4 protein-coding genes and 1 tRNA gene are annotated in these 9,783 nt (G+C 35.4%); all 5 read left to right on the top strand.

Annotated elements, in window-relative coordinates:
• Window positions 1–335: 335 nt before the first annotated feature.
• The 5 genes from Q0252_RS11720 (at window position 336) to Q0252_RS11740 (ending at window position 9,647) form a co-directional block, all read left to right on the top strand.
• Window positions 336–3,899, top strand: coding sequence for a T9SS type B sorting domain-containing protein (locus tag Q0252_RS11720; protein WP_297986545.1), 3,564 nt, complete (start codon window positions 336–338; stop codon window positions 3,897–3,899).
• A 199-nt stretch (window positions 3,900–4,098) separates the two neighbouring features.
• Window positions 4,099–7,059, top strand: coding sequence for a tetratricopeptide repeat protein (locus Q0252_RS11725; protein ID WP_297986547.1), 2,961 nt, complete (start codon window positions 4,099–4,101; stop codon window positions 7,057–7,059).
• Window positions 7,060–7,184: 125 nt separating this feature from the next.
• Window positions 7,185–8,966, top strand: a complete 1,782-nt coding sequence (locus tag Q0252_RS11730; protein ID WP_297986548.1) for a TonB-dependent receptor — start codon at window positions 7,185–7,187, stop codon at window positions 8,964–8,966.
• Between the two features lie 42 nt (window positions 8,967–9,008).
• Window positions 9,009–9,080: transfer RNA gene (locus tag Q0252_RS11735), tRNA-Arg, on the top strand.
• 330 nt (window positions 9,081–9,410) lie between these two features.
• Window positions 9,411–9,647 carry a DUF465 domain-containing protein gene (locus Q0252_RS11740; protein ID WP_297986550.1) on the top strand — a complete coding sequence of 79 codons (237 nt, stop codon included), beginning with the start codon at window positions 9,411–9,413 and terminating at the stop codon, window positions 9,645–9,647.
• Window positions 9,648–9,783 lie beyond the last annotated feature (136 nt).

A 9,783-nucleotide genomic window follows, 5' to 3' on the forward strand; every position in this document is an offset into this window, starting at 1 on the left:
TTCATTTGGCATTAAAAAATTTCGATTCTTGTCTTATTTTTTTAATATGTGCATCGTGTAACCTATTTATTTAAATTTCAATTTGATTACCATTTATTTATGAATTTGTAACAAAAGAAGTTTCAAATTGTGAATGTGTTTGAATAATGTTAAACTTGATTATCGTAATAGAATGACTAGTTTAACAACAATGACCTAAGAGGTGTGAATATGACAAAGCACAGAAAAGGTTCTATTATAGGCCTAATAGGGTTACTTATTATTTTAGTAGCAGCTGGCTTCATTTTTTTCTCAATGATTTCTACATTTTTATCTGTCTTTTTTTACTTTCGGGATTGCATGCGCAAACCAATACACAGATACTTTACAGTAACGATTTGCAGGTTCCGGATGTAGTGAATTATTGCCCGGGAGAAAATTTCAGTTTGAAAGTGAATGCTGTCGCGACTTCCACCGGAGATTATACGATTAGTGGTATTACTAGTCCGATTTCAATATTGGGTTCAAGCACTTGGGTGCCATTTTCACAAACAACTACTAGAAGCCATTTCAGTCAATTGCTCAATATACCATTTGAATTTGAATTTTATGGAAAAAAATATACCAATTTAGTGGTTGGCTCAAATGGTAGAATTTTACTGGGGAACACTACTGAGGTTGATTTATCTGATTTGCATACTCCTACTTATACAGATAAAGTTCATAATGTAATTCCAACAGATTATATAAAGATTCCGAGTGATATTTATAATGAAATCTATACATATTCAAATCAAAAGAAAAACGTAGCTCAAATTTTCCCCGGTTTTACAGATTTGTATTTTAATAATTCTAATGAGTATAGAAACATCCTGTATGGAAACACAAATTATGAAGGTCATGCAGCATATTATATATCTTTTAAAGGTGTAAGATTAAGTGGTTATAGTCGTCTAGCAAATAGCATTGTTATCTTAGTAAAAGATACCAATCAGATAATTATAAAATATTTTGATAGTGCCGACAGCGTTACAATTCCTACCGGTTTAATTCAGCAGAATACCATTATGGGAATTCAGAATGAAGATGGAACTTTGGCTAAATGGAGAGGTTTTCCTGATTCAAATTCACCTTATAATAATGGAAGATGGACCAATACTCAATCAAATGAAACTCTTTTCACACCTAGCGAATACCTCACTCCAAAAGTAGAGTGGTTCCAGAATGGTTCTGCAACTGCAATTCAAACAGGAAATACCATTAATTTTTCTCCAACGAACTATTCGGATAAATTGGATGTCAAGATTTCTTTCCTGAACAGCAGTGGAGTTCAGGTTGGCGCAACGAAAACAAGTTATGTAACGTTTAATCAGATTAAGAAAGTCAATATTTCTGAACCTGTTTTGGGAAGTGGATGTGCTGCATCTTCAGAAATTCATGTCATCAGTCCGGATCCAAATTTATCGTATGACTGGTTTAATTCCGCGAATCCAACTACACCTTTCGCGACCAACACAACAACGGTGAATGTTTCTACGGGTTCTTATTATGCTAAGGCAAAAAGCACTTCGGGAAATTATTGTGGACAGAGTGATACGAAAGTTGTAACCGCAATTCCGGCAATCCCTGCATTTCTTAATGACGGAAAAACTTTAAGATTCTGCGATGATCTTGGAACTACGTCATCCACTTTTAATTTGCTTACCGTTTCAGGATATTCACTTGGGACAACTTATTCTGTAGAGTTTTTAGAAAATGGAAGTGTTATCGCCAATCCAACATTGGGATATAATATCACTTTAACTTCTGGAACACCAAGAACATTATCAATCCGAGTTACGGGAACTGCAGGTTGTACGGTGACCGGAACTTTTACGGTTTCTTATCTTTCACTTCCACCCAATGGAAAAGTTTATGATGCAGATAAATTGTGTTTTGAAATAACCAATTACACCACAGCGGAATTCAAGAATAAATTTTTCCCGACCATCAATTACGATATTAAGTTTTCTACGGACGGAATTAATTATAATCTAACCTCTGTCAATCCGAAATTGTATTCTTCGGTTCAGGTTAAAATTAAGCATCTGGATTTTACGTGCGAATCTTTCGGAACTTTGAATTTTTCCTATCAACCCGAAGTTACAGCGAATACACCTAATCCAAACGATCCTAATCTGCAGCAGTGTGCAAGTTCTACACAGACTTATAATTTGCCGGCTTTGTTTAACAGTCAGGTCAATCCTTCTTCCAATGTTACGATAACGTATTACAACTCTTTAGCTGATGCACAAAGCGGAAATAATGCTATCCAGAATCCTTCGGCTTTCCGAAGTGGAATGGGTTATACAACACTTTATATAAGAGTTGTGGATAATACAACAGGTTGTGTTGCTCAAACTTTTCCTTCAGTAACTTTACTGGTTTATTTGAAACCAAAATTAGAGGTTCAGAATCCTATTGTTAAAACCAACTGTGCCGGAAATACTATTTTTGATTTAACTCAAAATATTTCAGCGTTAACTGATGCACAAGCTCCAACAATTGTTCAGGCAGAATATTATGCAGAAAATAATGTGCTTTTAACGCCGGCTCAAATTTCGAATTACGATGCTTCCGTTAACGGAAGCAAACCATACATCAAGCTTACTTATAACTCTACGTGTGGAGATATTTTGAGATTTGATTTGAGATACAATCCGAAACCAACGTCTTTAATTAATCAAATCCCTATTTGTGGCGAAAAGTCTTATTCTTTAGCAGATTTCAAAGCAAAAGTGGTTGCAAATCCTGCTAACTATACTTTTACAGATACGAGCGGAAATGCGCTTCCAAATACTTTTACTTGGTCAACGCTTCCATACACTGTAAATTATTATATTACTGATAATTCAACCGATTGTAAATCTGATTTATTGACTTTGAATTTTGTCGCCGGAAATCCAATTGCGGTTAAAACAACAACAACTGATTTGTCTGGATGTGATACCGATTTTGATGGTAAAATTTCGTTCAATCTAGATTTTCAAAAAACTGTTTTCACAAACGATACTTCTGCAACTTTTAAGTATTTTAAAGACAGTGCCTTAACGCAAAGCATTTCATCAAATTACACCAATGAAACGGCTTTTAATCAAACAGTTTATGCGCAGGTAACAAGTACAGGTTTTTGTCCTACTGTTGTTCAGATTAATCTCAAAGTGAATGTTCCTACAAAATCTACAACGCTTCAGGATAAATATCTCATCTGTTTTGGAGAACAGGTTTTGGTAGATGCAGGTACTGAAAATGTTTCTTGGGAGTGGAGTAATGGCGGAAATTCTCAGACTAAAATTTTCACTGCAGCCGGAAGTTATTCGGTGAAACTGACGAATGCAAACGGTTGTTCTTATACGCATAATTTTGTGATTTCAGCAGAAAATCAACCTGTAATTGAGCAGATTAATCAAACCAATGAAAAAATTGAAGTCATTGCTTCCGGAGGAGTTCAGCCTTATGAATATTCGTTTGATGGAGGTTTAACATGGCAAACTTCCAATATTTTAGCAAATCCAACTTTGCCGGAATATCATATTCAGGTTCGCTCCACTGTTTCTCCTGGCTATTATTGTTTAGGAGAAATAAAATCGATCTATACCATAACGGTTAACAATGTTATCACGCCAAATGGAGATGGATACAATGATTATTGGACTATCGCAAATCTTGATAAGATGGAAAATGTTCAGATTGTGATTACCGACCGTTATGGAAAATCGGTTTTCAATACAGCGGATAAAAATAATCTGCTTTGGGACGGGAAAATTCAGGGAAGACCTTTACCAACTGCATCATATTGGTATGTTGTAAAATGGTTTGATTCTTCAACCAATAAAAACGAAATCCGCAACGGCTGGATTTTACTAAAAAACCGGGATTAAAACCGAAGATTTTCTGATTCCTAATCTCTACAATCTAAAGCCTTAAGATTAACAAACTTTAACGTTATCCACATTTCCGCAACAACGAAAAAACTTGTCTGTACAATATCTTTTATCTATTTTCGTTGATTAAATGTGGAAAGCGTTTGTGGGAAAATCCATGGAAACGCTCCAGTAATTTCTCAAAACGAAAAACTGAATGAATTCCAGAAAAATTTTTATTGCAGCAGCAATATTTTACTACGGATTTACAGAAGCTCAACAATCTTCTTACTTTAACGACCGCGAAAATTACCGATACCAACTTGCCGAAAATCTTTATCAAACCAAGATTTATAATGCCTCTCAGTACGAATATGCACGACAGTATTTTTACAACGAATCGCTGTCGGCTTCCCGAAAAGAAGCCTCGCAGTTTTTTGATAATGTTATTGGCGTAATTCTTCGTAAAAATCATGCAGAACAAGGGTTGGAAGCTTTCATGAAAGAATATCCGAATTCGGCCTATTTTGCACAGGCTAATCTTCCTTTGGCAGATTATTATTTGGCTGAGAAAGATTTTGAAAAGGCTTTGGAAACTTTGAAAAAAGTGAATCAATACCAACTTTCAAGAGAGGAAAATACGCAGTACATCATGAAGTTGGGTTATGCAAAATTCATGACCGGAGATTCGAAAGGGGCGATTGAAGCGTTGGAAGAAGCCTATAAAAATACGGATAGCGAAGACAAAAATGACATCGCTTATATGTTGGGACATTTGTATTATGCGGACGGACAAAATGAAAAAGCCTTCTCATTTTTTGACCAAATTAAGGATAATGAAAAGTTTGCAGGAGTAGTAAAACCTTATTACGTACAGCTGTATTTCAACGAGAAAAATTATGATAAGGCTATCGAAGAAGGAAATTCTTTGTTGAATGAATCTATTTCTGATGATTACAGAGCGGAGGTTCATAAAATTATCGGTGAAAGTTATTTCATGAAAGGCGATTACGATTCGGCTTATCCACATTTGAAAAACTATCTTGATAATCAGCAAAATCCTTCTGAAAGCGATTTGTACGAAATGGGATTTGTTGCTGCACAGTTGAAGAAGCATGATGAAGCGGTTTCTTATTACAATCAGCTCGTGAATTCCAATTCTGCATTAGCGCAGAATGCCTATTATCAGCTTGGAAATTCTTATTTGGAAACCGGGAAAAAACAGGAAGCTTTAGCCGCTTTCCGTTCTGCGTATCAAATGAATTACGATAAAAAAGTTCAGCAATTGGCTCATGTTCAATATGCAAAACTGAGTTACGATATCGGAAACCCCTTCGAATCTGCTCCGAAAGTCATTCAAAGTTATATCGACAGATATCCTACAAGTGCGGAAACTGCTGAAATGAAAAGGCTTTTGGTGAAATCTTATCTGTATTCGGGAGATTACAAAGGAACTTTGGCTGCAATTGACAAAATGCCGGATTCAACACCGGAAACCGATAAAATCGATCAGGAAGTGTCTTTCCTTTTGGGAACGGAAGAATTTAACAAAGGAAATTTTGATAACGCTGAAAAGTATTTCATGCGAAGTTTGGAATTCAATATCAATAAAGAATTCAACACAAGAGCAACATATTGGTTAGCTCAAACGTATTATCAAAAAGGAAATTATCCATCTGCAATTACCCGCTACGAAAGACTTCTGAATGAATCTTTCCCGGAAAAGCAGCAGCTTCCTTACGATTTGGGTTATGCTTATTTCAAATCGAAAAATTTCGACAAAGCAAAACAGTATTTCGAACAGTACCTGAAAAATCCGAAAGACGAGTTTAAAAGCGATGCCGAACTTCGTTTAGCAGACACGTATTACGCGAACAATAATCTGAATGAAGCCATTGCAATCTACGATAAAGCCGACAACGCAGATGATTACACGTTGTTCCAAAAATCGATGGCGCTTGGTTTTAAAGGAGATACCGAAGCGAAAATTTCAGGGTTGAAAAACCTGATTTCAAAATATCCAAATTCGGAATATGAAGACGATGCAAATTACGAAATAGGAACTGCTTATGCAGCTCAGGACGATTTTGCTACTTCTAATGATTATTTCGGAAGAGTGATTAAATCCAGCACAGATAAAGATTTGGTTGCGAATGCACAGATTTACAGAGCGCAGAATTATATTGATTTAAATCAGCACGACAAGGCGCTTGCAGAGTTGAAAACGCTCGGAAATCAGTATAAAAATACGGCTTATGCAGCGAAAATTGTTCAGGCAGCGCGTCCAATTTATGTAAAGAATGGTGATGTTGCCGGTTACGAAAGTTTTGCTAGAAGTTTAGGCGTGAAAGTGGATGCTTCCGAAATTGATGAAATCAATTTAACAACGGCGAAAAATTATTACGCGAGCAAAGACTATAAAAAAGCGATTCCGCTTTACGAAAAATATTTAACGCAGAATCCTTCCGGAGACGGTTTGTATCAGGCGCAATATGAATTAGGAGAAAGTTATTATCAAACCCAAAATTCAACAAAAGCTTTGGTGATTTTACAGGAAGTGGCCAATGTTCAGAATGATTATCAAGAAGATGCGCAGACGAGAATTGCACAGATCTATTTGAATCAGAACAATCCGGCACAAGCAAAAACATATTTGGAAAGTTTAGCCAATTCTTCCACGGAAAGCGTGAAAAACTTTGCCAACCTCGAGTTGATGAAGATTTATGCTGATGAAAAGAACTTCGCTCAGGCTGAAAAATATGCAGATTTAGTCGCTAAAAATTCAAAAAATCCGGCTGCAGTCATAGAACAGGCAAAAGTAATCCGCGCAAGAAGTTTGATGAACAGCGAAAGAGACAACGATGCGAAAACTGCTTACGCCGCTTTGGAAAAATCAACTAATACAGAAGTTGCAGCAGAAGCTTTGTTTGCAAAAGCCTACTATCAAAACAAGGCAAAAGCATTCAAATCTTCCAATGAAACCATCTTCAAGTTGGCTAACAATTACGCCTCTGAAGAATATTGGGGAGCAAAAGCTTTGGTAGTGATGGCGAAAAATTATTTGGCTTTAAAAGATAATTATCAGGCAAGTTACACCGTTGACCAGGTTATTGCAAATTATCAGGACTTCCCGGATGTTGTTGCAGAAGCAAAAGAAGTGAAGAAGCAGATTAAATAATTTGGAAATTTTTCCATTTTGAAAATTTGAAAATGGATTTTTCAATTGTAGAGACGCCATTTATCGCGTGTCACGTACACAAAAAAGATTTTAAAGCCAAACGGCGAACAAATAAAACAGAATTTATGAATTTAAATATTCAGAAAATATTTTTACTCGGATTGATGTTGTCATCAACAGCAGTTTTCTCTCAAATCAAAGAAGAAAAACTGATTCTCGACAGAAAACGCGAACCCGAAGTAAAGAAAATTGAAAAGAAAAAAACGTCCATCGCACAGGAGAAAAACTATCCGCCAAAAGAGAAAAGGGTTCAGGATTCACTGTCTTTAAAGTACAATATCACCAATGTTCCGCCGGTTTCGGATTTTAAAACTTCTACGATTCAGGGTGAAGATATTTCACCGAAGTTTGATGCAACCTATCAGAAAAATTATTTTCAGCTTGGAGTAGGGAATTATGGTAAAGTTTTAGCGGACGCCAATATTTCCACCACTTTGGAAAATAAAATGGAAGTTGGTGCGGACGCACATTTCCTATCAACAACCGGATTGAAAAAGGATTACGACTGGAATTCCAAGCAAAGTTCAGCCAACATCGGTGCTTTCTTAAATTCCTACGGTGAAAAAGGCAAATTTAATATCAATGCAGATTTTGGTTTGAATGACTATAATTATTATGGAATTTATGCTTTGATTCCGGCTTCGGATGTAGATTTAAAGCAAAAAACCAACAGATTCCAGGTAAATGGTTACTACGATTTTTACAATAACGAAATTCTGAACGATGTTCGCGTTAAATCATCTTTTTTAAGCGACCATTTCGATGCCAAGGAATCTCAGGCTTCCGCTTTGCTGAATCTTTCAAAACACGGTATTGAAGTTCCCAGTTTAGAAGACGTAAGTATGAATGCAGATTTAGGAGTTGGAATCGAAACGGTTACTTCCACCTTTTCGATGGTGGATAAAAATGCATCCAATTATTTCAATGCGACTTTAGCTCCTAATGTAACGTTCCTTAAAGGGAAATCATATATTAAATTAGGTTCTGATTTTGCTTTTCTGAACGGGAAATATTCAAGCACAAGCTTGGCAGAAGTTACCCAAAAGAAATCCTATTGGTTTCCGCGAGCCGAATTACAGTTTGCTGCTACAGATGAATTTAAATTTTATGGTGGTGTAAATGGTGGATTGAAGTTAAACACTTACGCTAATTTATTGGAAGAAAATCCTTATTCAGTTTCGGATCAGCAGCTTCGTCCAACCGAAACAAAGTATAAAGTATATTTCGGATTGCGTGGAGATATTGATGAAACGGTGAAATATGATGTAAGTGCAGGCTTTGGGAAGATGAACGACATCCTTTTCTTTAAAGCAAACAACCTTTTTGATAATTTTTCATCTTTGAACCGTTCTGCTTACAATTTTGCTAATACATTTTCTGCGGCATATGATAATGGTACTGTAAGCGAAGTGAAGGGGAGTGTGCAGTATTTCCCATTAGAAAATTTGGCTTTAGATGGAGAATTAACTTTCGAAAAATATAAACTGGAGAATTACGAAAACATCTATAACAAACCGTTATTGAGAGCCTCTTTAGGAGGAAAATATTCGATGTTGGATAAGAAATTACTTTTAGGAGCACGAGCTATCTTTGCGTCAGACAAAACAACCAATTCATTTACAGTAAATCCACATCCAACAGATCCGGGATTGGTTGTTACCACAGAAAACACGGATGATAAAGTAGGAGGTTTTGCCGATCTGAATCTTTCAGCGGAATACAAAGTTCACAAAAATTTCAGTATTTTCGCCCTCGGAAATAATTTGCTCAATACCAAATACCAAACTTTCAAAGGCTATAAAGTGCTGGGAGCGCAGGTTTTAGGAGGGTTGAAGATTTCTTTCTAGTTAATAATTTTTATTCTTGATTATTAATTTTTAATTAAAATTGGGCTCATAGTTTAATGGATAGAATTAAAGATTCCGGTTCTTTAGGTTGAGGTTCGATTCCTCATGGGCCTACAAATGTTATAATAAAGGCTTTTTTAAAGCGTTTTGCAGTATCAGTGAAATTTTTCTTATTTTTATTGTTTCTAAATAAATTTTGTTATACATTTGTAATGTTTTCACGCCTGAAAGGGCAGAAAATAATTTTTTTTCATCATTTGTGTTTTTAGAATCGCGTTAATTTGTTAACGCGGTTTTTTTTTAATTAAACTAAAAACTTTTATGGTTGGTGATATGGTAATTTCAATAATAATTTGGATAATTTAGTGATGATAATTTTCATATTGACTTCTTTAATAAAAATACCTACCTTTAGTATATCAATAACAAATAAAGTTTAACGTCATGGAAAATCATAACCTAACCCACGAATTCCCAGAGTATGAAACTAAAATCAATGCGTTAAAGCTGAATGATGAAGCGTTCCAGAAAATGTATGTGAATTACGAGGAAGTTAACGCACTCATTCAGCATTACGAAGAAGGGGAACAGAACCATACAACCGATGAACATTTAACCGATTTAAGAAAAAAAAGAGTTCATCTTAAAGATGATCTCTATTCATATCTACAGCAGAATTAATTTTAATTAAAAAAATAATTCCCAAAACGGCTGATGAAGCCGTTTTTTATTTTGATATGTAAAAAGCGACTGAAAAATATTATGAATATCCGTAATTTATCATAACTTTTGTATATTTGTAGTAATCAAACAATTA

The organism is uncultured Chryseobacterium sp., from assembly GCF_936933875.1.
Classification (GTDB): Bacteria; Bacteroidota; Bacteroidia; order Flavobacteriales; family Weeksellaceae; genus CAKZIK01.